At 61.8% G+C, this 16,035-nt stretch carries 16 protein-coding genes and 1 tRNA gene; 9 read left to right on the top strand and 8 right to left on the bottom strand.

Annotated elements, in window-relative coordinates; genetic code table 11:
- Positions 1 to 94: 94 nt before the first annotated feature.
- Positions 95 to 1,057: a sugar-binding protein gene (locus NKI16_RS08370; protein ID WP_023677500.1), complete on the bottom strand. Its 963-nt coding sequence runs from the start codon at positions 1,055 to 1,057 to the stop codon at positions 95 to 97.
- A gap of 456 nt (positions 1,058 to 1,513) precedes the next feature.
- Here NKI16_RS08370 and NKI16_RS08365 point away from each other — a divergent pair, with 456 nt between their 5' ends.
- Together NKI16_RS08365 and NKI16_RS08360 are read left to right on the top strand one after the other, a co-directional pair.
- A complete protein-coding gene (locus NKI16_RS08365; protein WP_352568509.1) occupies positions 1,514 to 2,620 on the top strand; it encodes a LacI family DNA-binding transcriptional regulator in 1,107 nt (368 codons plus the stop codon).
- A 69-nt stretch (positions 2,621 to 2,689) separates the two neighbouring features.
- A complete protein-coding gene (locus tag NKI16_RS08360; RefSeq protein ID WP_352620611.1) occupies positions 2,690 to 3,832 on the top strand; it encodes an alpha-hydroxy acid oxidase in 1,143 nt (380 codons plus the stop codon).
- A gap of 46 nt (positions 3,833 to 3,878) precedes the next feature.
- On the opposite strand, the gene NKI16_RS08355 is transcribed toward NKI16_RS08360, so the two are convergent.
- The 4 genes from NKI16_RS08355 to NKI16_RS08340 form a co-directional block, all read right to left on the bottom strand.
- Positions 3,879 to 4,193, bottom strand: coding sequence for an antibiotic biosynthesis monooxygenase family protein (locus NKI16_RS08355; RefSeq protein ID WP_352620609.1), 315 nt, complete (start codon positions 4,191 to 4,193; stop codon positions 3,879 to 3,881).
- 271 nt (positions 4,194 to 4,464) lie between these two features.
- The gene (locus NKI16_RS08350; RefSeq protein WP_352905515.1) at positions 4,465 to 4,734 is read right to left on the bottom strand and encodes a hypothetical protein; all 270 of its coding nucleotides are present in this window, start codon (positions 4,732 to 4,734) and stop codon (positions 4,465 to 4,467) included.
- A gap of 108 nt (positions 4,735 to 4,842) precedes the next feature.
- A tRNA-Arg gene (locus NKI16_RS08345) sits at positions 4,843 to 4,919 on the bottom strand.
- Between the two features lie 325 nt (positions 4,920 to 5,244).
- A complete protein-coding gene (locus tag NKI16_RS08340; protein ID WP_352568512.1) occupies positions 5,245 to 6,732 on the bottom strand; it encodes an ATP-binding protein in 1,488 nt (495 codons plus the stop codon).
- 334 nt (positions 6,733 to 7,066) lie between these two features.
- Between NKI16_RS08340 and rpmH the strand changes: the two genes are divergently transcribed.
- The 5 genes from rpmH (at position 7,067) to yihA (ending at position 10,842) form a co-directional block, all read left to right on the top strand.
- Positions 7,067 to 7,201, top strand: coding sequence for a 50S ribosomal protein L34 (gene rpmH / locus NKI16_RS08335; RefSeq protein ID WP_008833937.1), 135 nt, complete (start codon positions 7,067 to 7,069; stop codon positions 7,199 to 7,201).
- Between the two features lie 23 nt (positions 7,202 to 7,224).
- A complete protein-coding gene (gene rnpA, locus NKI16_RS08330; RefSeq protein ID WP_352539960.1) occupies positions 7,225 to 7,578 on the top strand; it encodes a ribonuclease P protein component in 354 nt (117 codons plus the stop codon).
- A 13-nt stretch (positions 7,579 to 7,591) separates the two neighbouring features.
- On the top strand, positions 7,592 to 9,403 hold the full coding sequence (gene yidC, locus NKI16_RS08325; RefSeq protein WP_352568513.1) for a membrane protein insertase YidC: 1,812 nt from the start codon (positions 7,592 to 7,594) through the stop codon (positions 9,401 to 9,403).
- 144 nt (positions 9,404 to 9,547) lie between these two features.
- Positions 9,548 to 10,186: a CatB-related O-acetyltransferase gene (locus NKI16_RS08320; RefSeq protein ID WP_023677492.1), complete on the top strand. Its 639-nt coding sequence runs from the start codon at positions 9,548 to 9,550 to the stop codon at positions 10,184 to 10,186.
- Complete coding sequence (gene yihA / locus NKI16_RS08315) at positions 10,183 to 10,842, top strand: ribosome biogenesis GTP-binding protein YihA/YsxC (RefSeq protein ID WP_031211985.1); 660 nt, start codon at positions 10,183 to 10,185, stop codon at positions 10,840 to 10,842. Before NKI16_RS08320 ends, yihA begins: the two co-directional genes overlap by 4 nt.
- Positions 10,843 to 10,863: 21 nt before the next feature.
- Here the strand turns inward: yihA and NKI16_RS08310 are convergent, their stop codons facing one another.
- Positions 10,864 to 11,613 carry a TetR/AcrR family transcriptional regulator gene (locus NKI16_RS08310; RefSeq protein ID WP_352620607.1) on the bottom strand — a complete coding sequence of 250 codons (750 nt, stop codon included), beginning with the start codon at positions 11,611 to 11,613 and terminating at the stop codon, positions 10,864 to 10,866.
- 144 nt (positions 11,614 to 11,757) lie between these two features.
- On the opposite strand from NKI16_RS08310, the gene NKI16_RS08305 reads away from it, so the two are divergent.
- Both NKI16_RS08305 and NKI16_RS08300 read left to right on the top strand, forming a co-directional pair.
- Positions 11,758 to 12,936 carry an HlyD family secretion protein gene (locus NKI16_RS08305; RefSeq protein ID WP_352620605.1) on the top strand — a complete coding sequence of 393 codons (1,179 nt, stop codon included), beginning with the start codon at positions 11,758 to 11,760 and terminating at the stop codon, positions 12,934 to 12,936.
- Between the two features lie 67 nt (positions 12,937 to 13,003).
- Entirely contained in the window at positions 13,004 to 14,557 is a 1,554-nt protein-coding gene (locus NKI16_RS08300; RefSeq protein WP_245274730.1) for a DHA2 family efflux MFS transporter permease subunit, read from the top strand.
- A gap of 126 nt (positions 14,558 to 14,683) precedes the next feature.
- Here NKI16_RS08300 and msrB read toward each other — a convergent pair whose 3' ends face one another.
- Positions 14,684 to 15,184, bottom strand: a complete 501-nt coding sequence (gene msrB / locus NKI16_RS08295) for a peptide-methionine (R)-S-oxide reductase MsrB (protein ID WP_352588543.1) — start codon at positions 15,182 to 15,184, stop codon at positions 14,684 to 14,686.
- Between the two features lie 174 nt (positions 15,185 to 15,358).
- A complete protein-coding gene (locus NKI16_RS08290; protein WP_352588546.1) occupies positions 15,359 to 15,916 on the bottom strand; it encodes a fasciclin domain-containing protein in 558 nt (185 codons plus the stop codon).
- Positions 15,917 to 16,035: the final 119 nt, after the last annotated feature.

The raw sequence follows: 16,035 nt of genomic DNA, 5'->3' as shown, positions 1-16,035 counted from the left end.
GAGCCGTTTTGGCCTCAGACTGACGGGCCTTGCGAGGCGCGTCAATAGAATCGCCGGCTCAGGGCGAACCCTTGAGCCGGCGCAACTTATTCGCTCAGTTTCCCGACATCGCCTTGAGGTTGGCGGCGTAGGCGTCGACATCGTCCTTGCCGATGATCTTGGTCGGCACGATGATCAGGCCATCGGCGGGAACGCCCGACTTGTCGCCCTCGAGATAGGCGGCCATCAGCTTCATGCCCTGATAGGCCCATTCGAAAGGCTGCTGTACGACGGTGGCGGCGACGGTGCCTTCCTTGACGCCGCCCAGCGTGATCGGATCGTCGTCGAAGCCGACGACGGTGATCTGGCCGAGCTTGCCGGCATCGCGCAGCGCTTCATAGATGCGCGGCGTGTTGTAGGAGTAGAAGCCGACCATGCAGGTGACGTCGGGGCTGGCGACCAGCGCGTCCTCGACGTTCTTCTTGGCGCGGGCCTGGTCGATGTCGTCGCCACGCACGTCGACCAATTCGATCTTGGTGCCGGCGAGGCCGTCCTTCATGCCCTGGATGCGTTCCTTGGCATTGTCGGCGCCGAGCAGGCCAACGAAGCCGAGGCACTTGCCGCCGTCGGGCATTGCCTTCTTGGCGATCTCTGCCGCCTGCTTGCCGGCATCGACATTGGAAGAGCCGATATAGGCGACACGCTTGGTCTGCGGTGCGTCGCTGTCAGTGGTGAACAACGCCGTTTCCGAGGCGATCTTGTTCAGCCCGTCGGTCGACGTCTTGGGATCGACGGCCGAGACCATGATCGCCTTAACACCGGCCGTCACCAGATCGTCCATAAGGCGCTGCTGGATGGCGACCGAGGACTGCTCCGGATATTTGAGTTCGAGATTGTAATTGGGCAGTTCGCCTTGAGCCTTCTTGACGCCGGCTTCGGCAGCCTTCCAGAAATCGGAAGCGCCGTTGACGACGAAGGCCAGTGTCGGCTTGTCGTCGGCCCGCGCAATTGCGCTGACGGACAGGCCGAGCAGCAGGGCCGCAGCGGCGACGGACGCATTTCGTATCGCAGATTTCATATTCAACCTCCCATTTGACTCAGTAATTTCGCTGATGATGAACGTGCCGGCGCGGCTTGGACGCCCTCCTCCTCAGGGTTTCGGCAGCGAAGAACGACGCCATTCCAGCCGCGATCGTCGACTTTAGAGACTCATTCGTCGTTCGTAAATAGTCCGATTTGTCTGACATTTCCTCGAAACGGCAGGCGAGCTCCGGCTGACGGGAACCGTCCGACACCAGGCTGGCTCGCGTTCCGAACACGCGCGGTCCGATGTCGTCCGGGCATGATGGATTGACGTTATAGGGATGCCAGATATTAGTAAAGAGTATTAGTTGATCGGGATACTCGCCACAAACGAGAGAGGCCTCCCCAGTCACAACCGTTTTGGATTGGCGACTAAATCGTCTAAGAGGGTCGATTATATCTATTAGTGGCGCTTTGCCTTATAAATGCGAAAATTCGAGGGACTAACGCCATGAACGAACCACTTCGGGATGCGGTCCTTCAGGGTACCAGACGGCGCAAGCCGTCCGGGAAAAACCCCAAGGGCCGCGTCACCATGACCGACATCGCCAGGGCCGCAGGCTGTTCGCAGGCGACGGTCTCGTTCGTCCTCAACAACACGCCAGGCATCAGGCTGTCGCAGCAAACCCGAGAGCGAGTGATTGAGACCGCACGAACGCTGGGCTATTCGCCGCCCGTGTTTTCTGCCTTGCGAGCCCCTGTTGCCGCATTCGGCGGGCTGGATGGCGTGATCGGCTTCGCAGTCGACCAACTTGCGACCAGCCCGGAGGCGGTCGTCGCCATTGAAGGGGCGCGGCAAGCCTCATGGAACGCCGGCAATGTGCTTTTGGTGGCGCAGACCATGGGCGACGAGGTGATGGAGCCTCGCGCCATCGCGGCGCTGACCAAGCGGGGCATTTCGGCGCTGATCTACATGACCATCTTCACCCGCGAGATCGTCGCGCCGGACCATCTCTACGGCCTCGACATTCCGGTCATCCTGCTCAACTGCTACACTGCCGACTATGCCTTCCCCGCCGTGGTGCCGAGCGAGATCGCCGGCGGCCAGAGCTCCACCCGGCACCTGATCAGCCATGGCCACCGGCGTATCGCCACCATTACCGGCGAGCCCTGGATGCAGGCGGCGCAGGACCGGCTGAAGGGCTACCGCCGGGCGCTGGCGACGGCCGACATCCCGTTCGACCCGGCGCTGGTCGTCGAAGGCGATTGGTCGGCGAGCGCCGGCTATGCCGCGACCGTCAAGCTGTTGGCGTTGAAGGACCGGCCGACCGCCATCTTCTGCCAGAACGACCGCACCGCGATCGGCTGCTACGAGGCGCTGAAGGAGGCCGGCCTGCACATCCCCCGGGATATTTCGGTGATCGGTTATGACGACGAGGAGATCGCGCGGCATCTGTTCCCGCCGCTGACGACGTCGATCCTGCCGCATATGGCGATGGGACAATGGGCGATCGAGCAGCTCGAAGTCCCCGCTGCTCCCGGTCGTGGCCGCTATCCCATCACCAAGCTCGAATGCCCGCTGGTGGAGCGGGAGTCGGTTGGCGCTCTGGCGGGCTGAGGCGAGAGCGCCGGCGATCGACAATGGCACAGGCTTGACATCGGGCCCGGCATATACCCGATTGATTTCATGAGATTGCAAAGCTGCTACAATTTTCAGGACTTCCGCCGGCTGGCAAAACAGCGCCTGCCAGGTCCGATCTTCAATTATATCGATGGCGGCGCGGACGACGAGACGACGCTGCGGCGCAACACGGCGGCGTTTGAGGACTGCGATCTCGTCCCCAACGTCCTTGCCGGCGTCGGACAGGTCGACATGTCGGTCACCGTCATGGGCCAGAAGCTGGCGATGCCGGTCTATTGCTCGCCGACGGCTCTCCAGCGACTGTTTCACCATAGCGGCGAGCGCGCCGTCGCCGCGGCGGCGGAGAAGTTCGGCACGATGTTCGGCGTCTCTTCGCTCGGCACGGTCAGCCTGGAGGAAGTCCGCAAGCACAGGACGCCGCAGGTCTATCAGTTCTATTTCCACAGGGATCGCGGCCTGAACCGCGCCATGATGGAGCGCGCCAAGATGTCCGGCGTCGAGGTGATGATGCTGACGGTCGACAGCGTCACCGGCGGAAACCGCGAGCGTGACCTGCGGACCGGCTTTTCCATCCCCTTTCGGCTTACGCCCGGCGGCATGATGCAGTTCGCGATCAAGCCGAGATGGGCTATCGACTATTTGACGCACGAAAAGTTCAGCCTGCCCCAGTTGGACGGCCATATCGATCTCGGTGGCGGAGCGCTTTCCATCAGCCGCTATTTCACCGAGATCCTCGATCCATCGCTGGATTGGAAGGACGTCGAAGACATGGTCCGCTTCTGGAACGGCCAGTTTTGCCTGAAGGGGATCATGAGCGTCGCCGATGCCAGAAAGGCGGTCGACATCGGCTGCACCGGTATCGTTCTGTCAAATCATGGCGGCAGACAGCTGGACGGCTCGCGCAGCCCCTTCGACCAACTGTCGGAGATTGCCGACGCGGTGGGCGACAAGATAGACGTGATCATCGACAGCGGCGTCCAGCGCGGCACGCATGTGCTGAAGGCCCTGTCACTGGGCGCCAAGGCCGTCGGCGTCGGGCGCTACTATCTCTTCCCGCTGGCAGCCGCCGGACAGGCCGGCGTCGAACGGGCGCTCGGCCTGATGCGAACCGAGATCGAACGCGACATGCGGCTGATGGGATGCAGGTCGGTGGCAGAGCTTTCCAGGGGGAATGTGCGGTTTAGGTGATAGAGCCGGGAAGTGGCGCACGGCATAAGCTTTTCGAAGTGCGAAACTATACCGACCTGCCGCTGCTCCTGCCGTCCGTTTCGAAGACAGTCTCGCCGGAAACAGCATCCGTATATCCGCCCTCAAGCTGCTGCAACGTATGCCGGAACCGATCAAGATTGCCCAGCATTTTGGGCCTGGCATCGACCATGTGCTGAAAAGTGTCCCACTCTCCAATCGAGAAGAAGGCGCCATCTCCCGATTTGATGAGAGCCATTTTTCGCAATCCCTCGAAATTGCGCGGAGCGCTGCTGAACAGTTCGACGAATTCGTCTTCACTACCCGGCTTGACCCGGAAGCGGACGCTGTTGAATGCCGTCATGTACGTTCCCCCGTGAAAGAACTGAAAACCTCGAATATGCGAGGCCCTAACGCACCTCGAACCCTTCGAACAGGTGTACAGGAAAATCGGAAGGTTGGCTTCAGTCACCTCTGGCCGAAAGCCCCGTTTCTGACGCTATTTTGCCAGGAAGAGGACGACGCTCGATCTCAATCGGTACGCCCTTCCGACCGGCAATGAAACGCGCTGTTAACGCCGTTCGCGGGTGACAGGATGTTGGCCGCAGTTCGAAGGTATAATCTGCGTCTCGCTGTCAGTTGCGGAGGCGAAAATGAATTTGCTTCGGATTGCGCTCTTGTGCACGGCCATGATCGACGTTGGAATGCCGGCCGTTCGCGCTGAGGATCGGCCTGTGCCGCAGAACAATAAAGCCGCAACAACGCAGCCGCCCGTTCATTGTGAAGGCCAAAATTGTCTCCCGCCGGCGAAAGATCCCGTGCAGGAATGCACTGGCCAGGATTGCACGCCAGGCCCGCCGACTGAACCGGGCCCGGAGATTAAGCAGGCCGACTGAGCCCAGCATTAGCTGACGATCCCCTTTTTGGCATGGATGGCGCTCAGCCCTCGCGACTTTCCGGCCACCGGTGGTAGATTCTGTTACTTATGTTCCCGGGGGTAGGCATGAGTTTATTGGCGCGCCCGAAGAGATTCGAACTCCTGACCCCCAGATTCGTAGTCTGGTGCTCTATCCAGCTGAGCTACGGGCGCGCAACAGGCCATGCTTTGCATAGCCCCGCGATCCGATCCTGGCGACCGGCCGCGAATGTGAGCTGTTCCCTAGCGACTGAATTTGCGAAAAGCAAGCCGATCCTGGCCAAAAGTTTTGCCGTCATGTTTTGCCGTCATGCGCCGGCCGGCGAAGGCAAGATCGCGTCACGCGGCGGCCGAGCCGATAGGTCGTCGTCTTGGATCAGTCATTTGCCAATCGGAACGGCCCGTAACGAAAGACGCCGTTGCACGGCGGCCGAGCTGATGGCTCGTAGCCTCGGACCAACCATTTGCGAATTGAAACGGTCCGTAACGAAACGGTTCGTTACGCCGGGCGGCGCAGTCCGTTGCGGGCCTGGTCGAGCCGGACCGGCTGGTCGGGAATGGTGACCGCGAATGTGGTGCGGCCGCCGATGCTTTCGACCAGCTCCACCGTGCCGCCATGGGCGCGGATCAATTCATGGGCGATCGCCAGGCCAAGGCCGGTGCCGCCGCTGCGGGCCGAGCCGCGGAATGCCGCGAACAGGTTTTCTCGCGCCTTTGGCGGCAGGCCGGGGCCGGTGTCGGTGACGACGATGCGGCTGACGCTGCCGATGCGCTCGGCCGATATGGTCAGGCGGCGCACCACGGCGCTCTCGGTGTCGGCCGCCATCGCCTGCACGGCGTTGCGGCTAAGATTGGTGAGCACGCGGAACAGCTGGTCGGAATCGGCGTCGACCTCGAGCACCGGATCGACGGCGTTGACGAATTCGATGCCGCATTCGATGTCGAGCAGGCCCTGGACGTCCTCGACCAGCTGGCGCAGCCGCAGCCTGCGGCGCGACGGCGGCGGCTCCTGGGTGCGGCCATAGGCCAGCACGCCCTCCGAGTAGGACACCGCACGGTCGAGCGCGCGCAGCAGTTTTGGTGCGAAGGCCTGCACGGTCGGGTCCTTGACCTGGCGCAGGCGGTCCGACATCAGTTGCGCCGAGGCGAGGATGTTGCGCATGTCGTGGTTGATCTTCGACACGGCCAGGCCGAGATCGGCCAGGTGCTTCTGCTCGGTCAGCATCTTCTGCAGCCGCTCCTGCATCTGCGACAGCTCGCGTTCGGCGACGCCGATCTCGTCGGCCCGGGCGGCGGGGTGAATGATGCGACCGGGATCGTCGGGCGCCTCGGAAAAGGACAGCATCGAGCGTGTCATCGTCCTGATCGGGCCGATCATGATCAGGTCTATCGCGGCGTAGACCAGCATGGCGGTGAACAGCGAGATCAGCAGCGAGACGAAGGCGACGTTGCGCGAATAGATCAGCATGGCATTGCGCAGGCGGTGGTCGGGCATGATCAGCTCGAATTCTTTGTCGCTGTCGCCGACCGGCCCGAAAACGCGCAGCATCCGCTTGCCGCCGAAAAACAGCGTGTCCAGCGCGCCGGTCATACCCTTGATCATGCCGACATTGGCGATATCGATATGCTCGTCGACCTGCGGCGGCATTTCGGCCACGACCAGAAGCCGCGAGACGCCGCCGTCGCGCACGGCGATCGCCTTGGCGCCGATCGCCATCAGTACGTCGTTCTGGGCGGCACGCGACAGCGAGGCAGGTTCGCCCTGCACCAGGACGATGGAAACCGCGGCGGCGGTGCTCAGCCTCTCCTTCAGCCAACTCAGCCTGTAGCTGGCGATCCAGGGCACGAAGATGAGGATTTCGGCCAAGAGCACGAAGACGATGGTGAGCAGCAGCAACTTGGTCGACAGGCCGCGCGCCAGCGGCACCCTGCGGGTGGCCGCCTTCGCCTGGGCGATGCGTTCGTCGGTTGCTGGGACTTCACTCATGCTCGTCGTCACGGCTGCCTGTCATCACGGCTGCTTGTCTTAGGGACTGCTCGTCTTCACGATCGCTTGATCGGGTGAGATTAGGCGATTGCGGCTTTTTTGCCAAATTCATCCTTGGCCGAAGCCGGACAAAGGGCCGCAAGACTTCGATGCCGGTCCGACAATGCCGGCCCGACACGCTGGATTGACTTCCAAAACCCTTCTTTCTATAAGCCCGCTCACGCTCGGGCCATTCGTCCCGGCGCGGTTTCGATCGCGCCAAAACCGGCCCGGCAAAGCTCCTGTTACAAAGTGACAGAATCAAGAAGGGCCGCACCCCGCGGTATTTAAACAAATGAAGCGTACTTACCAGCCGTCCAAACTCGTCCGCAAACGCAGGCACGGTTTCCGTGCCCGCATGGCCACCAAGGGTGGCCGCGGCGTCGTCGCAGCCCGCCGCAACCGCGGCCGCAAGCGTCTCAGCGCCTGAGCACCAAGCGAGAGACAAGATCGTTGCCCGCAACCGGCAAGCCAACGGGTGCCCATCCCAAGCGGCTTCTGAAGCGCGCGGAATTCCTGGCTGTCCGCCGCGGCGAAAAGCGCCGCGGGCGGCTTTTCCTCGTCGAGGTCCTGGGCCGCGGCGACAGCGAGGCGCCGCGCGTCGGCTACACCGTCACCAGGAAGGTCGGCAACGCCGTCGTTCGCAACCGCATCCGGCGGCGGCTGAGAGAGGCCGTGCGCACGCATGCCGCGGATGACATGGCGCCCGGCAATGATTATGTCATCGTCGGGCGCGAAGACGTGCTTACCACTCCGTTCGGCCAGTTGAAGGCCGAACTCTCCCGCAGATTGCGTGGAACACGATAGGCCAAGGGCTTCGATGGAAAACAACCGCAACTTCTTCATCACCATCGCACTGTCGGTGCTGATCCTGGCGCTTTGGCAATATTTCTATGTGATGCCGCGCAGCGAGATGCAGCGCGAAGCCGCCCGCATCGAAGAGCAGCGCGTGGCGGAGCAGAAGAAGGCTGCCCAAGGCACCAGCCCGGGCGCCAGCGAAACACCGGTGCAGCCGGGCGCCATTCCGAGCGCGCCTGGCGGCGACGCCGTGACGCCGGCCAGCCGCGACCAGGCGATTGCCTCGACCAGCCGCGTCAAGATCGACACGCCGAGCCTCGAAGGCTCGATCAACCTCACCGGCGCGCGTCTCGATGATCTCAAGCTCAAGCACTACACGGAGACGGTCGACAAAAACTCACCCAAGATCGCGCTGCTCAATCCTGAGTCGCTGCCGAACGGATATTTCGCCGAGATCGGCTTTGTTGGCGAAGACAAGGTGGGAACGCTGCCGGGACCCAAGACCGTTTGGAACGTCGACGGCAATCCGACGCTAACGCCGGCTACACCAGTGACGCTCACCTTCACCAACGACAAGGGCCTGACTTTCAAACGCTCATTCTCGGTCGACAACGACTACATGTTCACCGTTTCCGACACCGTGCAGAATTCCGGTAGCAGCCCTGTCTCGCTGTTCAATTACGGCCGCATCACCCGCTTCGACAAGCCGGCGGTCGCCAGCATCTATGTGTTGCACGAAGGCCTGATCGGCGTCACCGGCAGCGAAGGCCTGCAGGAACACAAATACGCCGATCTCGAGAAAAACAAGCAGTACACACCGAGCAAGTCCAAGGACGGTTGGCTGGGCATCACCGACAAATACTGGGCGGCGACGCTGGTGCCGACAGAGGCGCAGGAGTTTCAGCCAAACTTCGCTTATTACGAGGACGGCCGTCATCGCTATCAAGCCGACTTCCGCACGGACGCGATTGCGCTGCAGCCCGGCGAATCCAAGACCATTGAATCGGAGATCTTTGCCGGCGCAAAGGAAGTCAACAAGATCAATGCTTACGAGAAAGATCGCAAGATAAGGCTTTTCGAAAAGCTGATCGATTGGGGCTGGTTCTGGTTCATAACTCAGCCGATGTTCTCGCTGATCGACACGCTTTACAAATTCTTCGGCAATTTCGGTCTGGCGATCCTCGCCACCACCGTCATTGTCAAGGCGCTGTTCTTCCCGCTCGCCAACAAGTCCTATGCGTCGATGGCGAACATGAAGAAGGTGCAGCCCAAGATGCTCGAGATCCGCGAGAAATACGCGGACGACAAGATGAAGCAGCAGCAGGCGATGATGGAGCTGTACAAGACCGAAAAGATCAATCCGCTCGCCGGCTGCTGGCCGGTGGCATTGCAGATCCCGGTGTTCTTCTCGCTCTACAAGGTGCTCTACATCACCATCGAGATGCGGCACGCGCCGTTCTTCGGCTGGATCCAGGATCTGGCGGCGCCGGACCCGACGTCGATCTTCAACCTGTTCGGACTGATCCCCGTTACCTTGCCGCACATGCTGATGATCGGCGTCTGGCCGCTGATCATGGGTGTGACGATGTTCCTGCAGATGCGCATGAACCCGACGCCGCCGGACCCGACGCAGGCTGCGATCTTCACCTGGATGCCCGTGATCTTCACCTTCATGATGGCGGGTTTTCCGGCCGGCCTGGTCATCTACTGGGCCTGGAACAACACACTGTCGATCCTGCAGCAGGGTGTGATCATGAAGCGGCAAGGCGCCAAGATCGAATTGTGGGACAATCTGGTCGCGCTGTTCCGCAAGAAACCGTCGCCGGCGGAATAGCCGGCACTCCGACTATGCGAGACCAAAAAGCCCCGGTTCGTCCGGGGCTTTTTGCACAAGCTGCCCGCCTGGATTAAGCGATTGGTACTGCCGGACGGATCGCGCTATTTTGACCTGGCTGGCAGTTGCTCGACGGAGCTCGATATGACCGGACCCAATCCATCGATCAAGCATCCGATCCCGTTGCACACGCGCGTCGGCTTTCTGAAACCGCTGGTGACGGCGCCGAATATCGAGATTGGCGACTTTACCTATTATGACGACCCTGACGGACCCGACAAATTCGCCGAAAAATGCGTGCTGCATCATTATCCGTTCATCGGCGACAGGCTGATCATCGGCAAGTTCTGCGCCATTGCCGAGGGTGCGCGCTTCATCATGAACGGCGCCAATCACGCCATGTCCGGCTTTTCGACCTATCCGTTCAACATCTTCGGCCATGGCTGGGAAGAAGGTTTCGACCCGGCGACATGGTCGAAGGAGGTGCGCGGCGATACAATCGTCGGCAACGACGTCTGGATCGGCATGGAAGCGGTTATGCTGCCCGGCGTGAAGATCGGCGACGGCGCCATCGTCGCGGCAAAGTCGGTGGTGACGCACGATGTGCCGGCCTATGCGATCGTCGCTGGTAATCCGGCCAAGGTGGTGAAGATGCGCTTCGACGACAGGACCATCCGGCGGCTGCTGGCGCTGGCGTGGTGGCACTGGCCGGTGGAAAAGATCAGCCGCAATCTCGATGCCATTCGTGGCAGCAACATTTTTCTTCTGGAGGCAGCGGTTTGAACGCGTTGAACAAGACCACGATCGGCATCGAATTGTTCACGCGAGCCTGGATCTTCATCCGCGGCGTGCCGGCGATGAAATTCCTGCCGCCGGAGGGTCCACCCGAGATCGCCTTTGCCGGCCGCTCCAATGTCGGCAAATCGTCGCTGATCAACGCGCTGGTCAACCAAAAGGGGCTGGCGCGCACCTCCAACACGCCGGGCCGCACGCAAGAGCTCAACTATTTCGTGCCTGGCGGATTTTCGGGAGAAGGCGCCGATCTGCCGCCGATGGCGCTGGTCGACATGCCAGGCTATGGCTACGCCACGGCACCGAAGGAAAAGGTCGACGAGTGGACGAAGCTCGTGTTCGACTATCTCAAGGGCCGGGTGACGCTGAAGCGCGTCTACGTGCTGATCGATGCCCGCCATGGCATCAAGGCCAAGGACGACGAGGTGCTGTCGCTGCTCGACAAGGCGGCGGTGTCGTATCAGATCGTGCTGACCAAGACCGACAAGATCAAGGCGGCGGGGGTACCGCGGCTGATCGAGGAAACGCTCCAGAAGATCAAGAAACGCCCGGCGGCATTTCCCTTCGTGCTCGCCACGTCGTCGGAAAAGAGCGAGGGCCTCGAGGGATTGCGTGCGGCGATCGTGCTCGCCGCCAATGGCGGATAGGCCACCGACCCTGGCAGCCTGTCAGGCGGGGCTGGAGACCCGTTCCTGCTCTGCAAGCTGTTCGGTGCCGTAGGCCTTCAGGAACACATCGACGCCCGACCTGACGATGTGTTCGATCTCGGCCGCACTTGGCGCCTTGGTGCGATAGGCGAAAATGCACTGGCGGAAAAGACCGGCCAGGCACAGCTCGGTGAACTGATAGGCGGCAAGCTCGACGTCGTCGATCTTCAGCAGGCCGCGTTCGATAGCCATGTTGAGGAAAACGACGACCCTGTCATGGCCACGCTTCGGGCCGCGTTCGTAGAACCGGGCACCAAGCTCCGGGATGCGTTCCGACGCGCCGATCACCGTCCGCTGCGCTAGGATGACCCTCGCCGAAGTGATCTTCATGGACAGCACGATGCCGAACTTCACCAGCGTCTGGCGAAGGTCGCCAATCTGGTCGAGCACTTCGTACATGTTCTTGAAAATCGTGCCGCGCTCTTCCTCGATCAGCGCTTCGAACAGCTCTTCCTTGTTGGCGAAGTAGACATAGATGGTGCCCTTGGACACGCCGGCCTCGCGCGTAATGTCGTTCATCGACGCGGCTTCGAAGCCCTTGTCGATGAAGACACGGCGCGCACCGTCGATGATCTGGCTGCGCTTAACCGGGTCTTGCCCCGCGGCCGGGCGGCCGCGCGGCAGACTGTCCAGCAGATCGCACTGCTCCTTGCCGGCGCTGGACAATGGGCCTGAATCAGGCAAAGGAGCGGCCTTGGGGGCTTCGGCCATAATGTCACACCTCGTAAAATAATTCGAACCATCCGGTTCGATTGCTCTTGATATGGTCCTCTTTAAGCGCTAAGTCAACGTCGAGATCGAACCGAACGGTTCAGTCTGACAAAATTCAGCGCCAGTTAATTTTAGAGAGATATCATGTCCTCGAACGCGCCCACCAGTGCCGAAGTCCGCCCCTTCCCCAGTGCCAAGGTCCAGCCTGCGATCGAAGCGCCGGAAACCCCTCTCAAGCCCGCCGACGTCACCCCGCTGGCTCCCGCCAAGAAGAAGCGCTCGATGCGCTCGATGTTGCTGCCCATCATCGGCCTGGCCCTGCTGGGCGCCGGCGCCTGGTATGGCTATGATTACTGGACCGACGGGCGCTTCATGATCACGACCGACGACGCCTATGTCCAGGCCGACACGGCGTTCATCTCGCCAAAAATCTCGGGTTATGTCGATCAGGTCAAAGTGACCGAGGACCAGCAGGTGAAGGCCGGCGACCCGCTGCTGATCGTCGATGACGGCGACTACAAGATAGCCGTTGCCCAGGCCGAGGCGCAGATCGCCACGTTGAGCAAGACGCTCGACCGCATCGATGCCCAGACCGAGGCGGCGCGCGCCTCGCTCAAGCAGGCGCAGGCGCAGAAGACCGCCGACCAGGCCGCGGCCGATAATGCGAAGCGAGCTCAGGTTCGTGCCGCCCAGTTGCTCAAGACCCGCGTCGGTACCCAGGCCCAGTTGGACGATGCCCAGACGGCGGTCGAGCAAGCCAATGCCGCACTAGCCGGCGCCGACGCGCAGATCGCGGCGGCTCAGGCCAATATCGGCGTGCTTCAGGCGCAGCGGGCGGAATCGGCAAGCACGCTGGCCTCGCTGCAGCTTGCCCACGACAAGGCGGTGCGGGATCTGTCCTTCACCGTGCTGCGCGCACCCTATGACGGCGTGGTCGGCAACCGCTCGGTCGAGCAGGGCGACCTGATCAGCCCCGGACAGAAGCTCGCCGTCATCGTGCCAATGGACAAGCTCTACATCGTCGCCAACTTCAAGGAGACCCAGCTTGCCCGGCTGGTGCCTGGTGAAAAGGTCAGAGTGTCGGTCGACGCGATCGACGGTCAGGACATCGAGGGTACCGTGTCGTCGCTGGCCCCGGCTTCGGGAGCAGTGTTCTCGCTGCTGCCGCCGGAGAACGCCACAGGCAATTTCACCAAGGTGGTGCAGCGCGTTCCGGTTCGCATCGACGTGCCCGCGGATGTGCTGAAGACGGGCAAGCTGCGCGCCGGCCTGAGCGTCGTCGTCGCCGTCGACAGCCGCACGGCGCCTTCGGCATCGAAGTAAAGCGGAACCGGGAGCAAAGGTCATGGCGACCGCAACCCTAACTGCAGGATCGGCGCCGACGCCAGCCATGCCGGTGCCGGTTGACCACATCTCGACACGCCGCGTCATCGCCTTCCTGGCAATGGTGTTCGGCATGTTCATGGCCATCCTGGACATCCAGATCGTCTCGGCCTCGCTGGCCGAGATCCAGGCGGGCCTGAGCGCCAGTTCGGACGAGATTCCTTGGGTGCAGACGGCGTATCTGATTGCCGAGGTGGTGATGATCCCGCTGTCGGGCTTCCTCAGCCGGATGCTGTCGACGCGGGTGCTGTTCACAATCTCGGCGGCAGGTTTCACCGCGGCCAGCGCGCTGGCGGCGACCGCAACCAATATCGACCAGATGATCGTCTACCGCGCCGTGCAGGGCTTCATCGGCGGCGGCATGATCCCGAGCGTCTTTGCAGCCGCCTTCACCATCTTCCCGCCGTCGCGTCGCGCCATCGTCTCGCCGATGATCGGCCTGGTAGCGACGCTGGCGCCAACCATCGGCCCGACCGTCGGCGGCTATATCAGCCATGCCATGTCCTGGCACTGGCTGTTCCTGGTCAACGTCGTGCCCGGCATTCTGGTGACGACGGCCGCCTGGTCGCTGATCGACTTCGACAAACCCAATCTCAAGCTGTTCAGCAAGTTCGACTGGTGGGGGCTTGCCGGCATGGCCGCCTTCCTCGGCTGCATGGAATATGTGCTGGAGGAAGGTCCCAACAACGACTGGCTGCAGGATCAGGCGGTGTTCATCTGCGCCGTCATCATGACCTTCGGCGCGGTGCTGTTCTTCTGGCGCGTGTTCACCGCCGAGGAGCCGATTGTCGATCTGAGGGCTTTCAGCAATATCAATTTTGCCTTCGGCTCGCTGTTCTCCTTCGTCGTCGGCATCGGCCTCTACGGTCTGACCTATCTTTATCCGGTGTTCCTGGGGCGGATCCGCGGCTACGATTCGATGATGATCGGCGAGGCGCTGTTCGTCAGCGGCCTAGCCATGTTCTTCACTGCGCCGATCTCCGGCATCCTGTCGAACAAGATGGACCCGCGCATCATGATGATGATCGGCTTCTTCGGCTTCGCCACGGGGACCTGGTGGATGACGCATCTAACCGCCGACTGGGATTTCTATGAACTGCTGATCCCGCAGATCCTGCGCGGCTGCTCGATGATGCTTTGCATGGTGCCGATCAACAACATTGCGCTCGGAACCTTGCCGCCGGAGCGGCTGAAGAATGCGTCTGGCCTGTTCAACCTGACCCGCAATCTCGGCGGCGCCGTCGGCCTGGCAGTCATCAACACCGTGCTGATCGACCGCAATGCCTTCCACTACGCCAGGCTCTCCGAGCACGTGCAATGGGGAAGTGCCGCTGCGCAGCAGAAGCTGCAGAACATGACGCTCAACTTCGAGCAGACCGCCGGGCTCGACGCCTCCAAGGCGGCCATCTCCAAACTGTCAGGCATGGTCCAGCAGCAGGCGTCGCTGCTGTCGTTCATGGACGTATTCTTCATGCTGACGGTTTTGTTCGCGACGCTTGGGCTCTTCACCCTGGTGATCCGCAAGCCAGCCGCTCAGGGCGGCGGTGGCGGAGGCCATTGAGGCGCGCTGGATCCCCCGCCTGGCGCCCTCGCGCATGACCCCGAAATGCGATTTTCGGGGTCATGCGCAAAATCAACCATTACGAAGTCCTCTCGCGCTCCGACAAAGTCAGGGTCGCAGCCGTCCTCACGCCGTCGCCGGCTTGAAGGTCAAGGCAACGCCATTGATGCAGTGTCGCAACCCGGTCGGCGGCGGACCGTCGTCGAATACGTGGCCGAGATGGCCGCCGCAGCGGCGACAATGGACCTCCGTGCGGGTCATGCCCAAAGACCTGTCCACGGTCTTGCCGACGGAATTCGGGATTTCCTGCCAGAAGCTCGGCCAGCCTGTGCCGGAATCGAACTTGGTCTCTGACGAATAGACCGGCAGGCCGCAGCCGGCGCAAGCGAAGATGCCTTTGCGGTGCTCGTTGAGCAGCGGACTGGTGCCCGGGTATTCCGTGCCCTCCTTGCGCAGCACATTGAAGGCCGCGTCGGACAGGATGGCGCGCCACTCGGCTTCGGTCTTGGTAACCTCGAAAGTCTCAGCCGCGCCTGCATCCTGGGCTCCGCCCATGCGCAGCGCGGTGGCGCCTGCGACAACGCCAATGGCTGCCGCACCACTCAAAAGAAGCTCGCGACGGTTCATGGCCATTCCTCCTGTCATTGCTTGTGCCAAATTCGACCGCCACACGGAAATCAAAAGCCGGTGACGATCGCTGTCCTCAAAGCGGGACTCCGCGCCTATCCACATCTTGCGTGAACGGCGCGGAGTGTGCGCAGGGAGGCCCTTAGCGATATCTTCGCCGGCAGCGTGCGTTTGTTACATCTTCGGCAGGAGAACCTTGTCGACGACGTGGATGACGCCGTTGGACTGCTCGACATCGGCGATCGTCACATTGGCGACGTTGCCGTTCTCGTCGGTCACGGTGACCTTGCCGCCGTCGGCCTTGAGCGACAGTTCGCAACCACCGACCGTCTTGACCTTGTGGGTGCCGCCGTCGTTCTTCACCATCTTGGCCACGTCGGCGGCCATCGCTTTGGCGCCGATGACATGGCAAGTCAGGATCTTGACGAGCTTGTCCTTGTTTTCAGGCCTGAGCAGCGTCTCCACCGTGCCGGCTGGAAGTGCCGCAAAGGCCTCGTTGGTCGGCGCGAACACAGTGAAGGGGCCAGCGCTTTGCAGCGTATCGACCAGGCCGCCTGCCTTGACGGCAGCGACCAGCGTCGTGTGGTCCTTCGAGTTGACAGCATTTTCGACGATGTTTTTCTGGGCATACATGGCGGCGCCGCCGACCATCGGATTTTGAGCATAGGCAATGGTGGCGAGCGCGGAAATGGCGACCGTGCCGGCAAGCAAAATGGTGGCGAATTTACGCATGATTTCAATCTCCTCGGGTTATCGTTCCCCTCATTTGGGAACGCAAGGAGATACGCGATAGAAATGCTGGAGTTTCGCCCTCTCCGCAAAAAATATTTGTCGCTGCAATTTGCCCGGCG

It is taken from the genome of Mesorhizobium sp. M0698 (assembly GCF_040320455.1).
GTDB lineage: Bacteria > Pseudomonadota > Alphaproteobacteria > Rhizobiales > Rhizobiaceae > Mesorhizobium.
The sequence above is the reverse complement of the archived record's forward strand: the minus strand, read 5'-3'. Positions and strand labels throughout refer to the sequence as shown.

Bases quoted from the DNA above. Each gene is read 5' to 3' on its own strand.
- NKI16_RS08355 (WP_352620609.1), bottom strand. From the start codon at position 4,193: ATGACGGCATTCAACAGCGTCCGCTTCCGGGTCAAGCCGGGTAGTGAA.
- NKI16_RS08370 (WP_023677500.1), bottom strand. From the start codon at position 1,057: ATGAAATCTGCGATACGAAATGCGTCCGTCGCCGCTGCGGCCCTGCTG.
- yidC (WP_352568513.1), top strand. From the start codon at position 7,592: ATGGAAAACAACCGCAACTTCTTCATCACCATCGCACTGTCGGTGCTG.
- NKI16_RS08360 (WP_352620611.1), top strand. From the start codon at position 2,690: ATGAGATTGCAAAGCTGCTACAATTTTCAGGACTTCCGCCGGCTGGCA.
- msrB (WP_352588543.1), bottom strand. From the start codon at position 15,184: ATGAACCGTCGCGAGCTTCTTTTGAGTGGTGCGGCAGCCATTGGCGTT.
- NKI16_RS08320 (WP_023677492.1), top strand. From the start codon at position 9,548: ATGACCGGACCCAATCCATCGATCAAGCATCCGATCCCGTTGCACACG.
- rpmH (WP_008833937.1), top strand. From the start codon at position 7,067: ATGAAGCGTACTTACCAGCCGTCCAAACTCGTCCGCAAACGCAGGCAC.
- NKI16_RS08365 (WP_352568509.1), top strand. From the start codon at position 1,514: ATGAACGAACCACTTCGGGATGCGGTCCTTCAGGGTACCAGACGGCGC.
- NKI16_RS08300 (WP_245274730.1), top strand. From the start codon at position 13,004: ATGCCGGTGCCGGTTGACCACATCTCGACACGCCGCGTCATCGCCTTC.
- NKI16_RS08350 (WP_352905515.1), bottom strand. From the start codon at position 4,734: ATGCTGGGCTCAGTCGGCCTGCTTAATCTCCGGGCCCGGTTCAGTCGG.
- NKI16_RS08305 (WP_352620605.1), top strand. From the start codon at position 11,758: ATGTCCTCGAACGCGCCCACCAGTGCCGAAGTCCGCCCCTTCCCCAGT.
- NKI16_RS08340 (WP_352568512.1), bottom strand. From the start codon at position 6,732: ATGAGTGAAGTCCCAGCAACCGACGAACGCATCGCCCAGGCGAAGGCG.
- NKI16_RS08310 (WP_352620607.1), bottom strand. From the start codon at position 11,613: ATGGCCGAAGCCCCCAAGGCCGCTCCTTTGCCTGATTCAGGCCCATTG.
- NKI16_RS08290 (WP_352588546.1), bottom strand. From the start codon at position 15,916: ATGCGTAAATTCGCCACCATTTTGCTTGCCGGCACGGTCGCCATTTCC.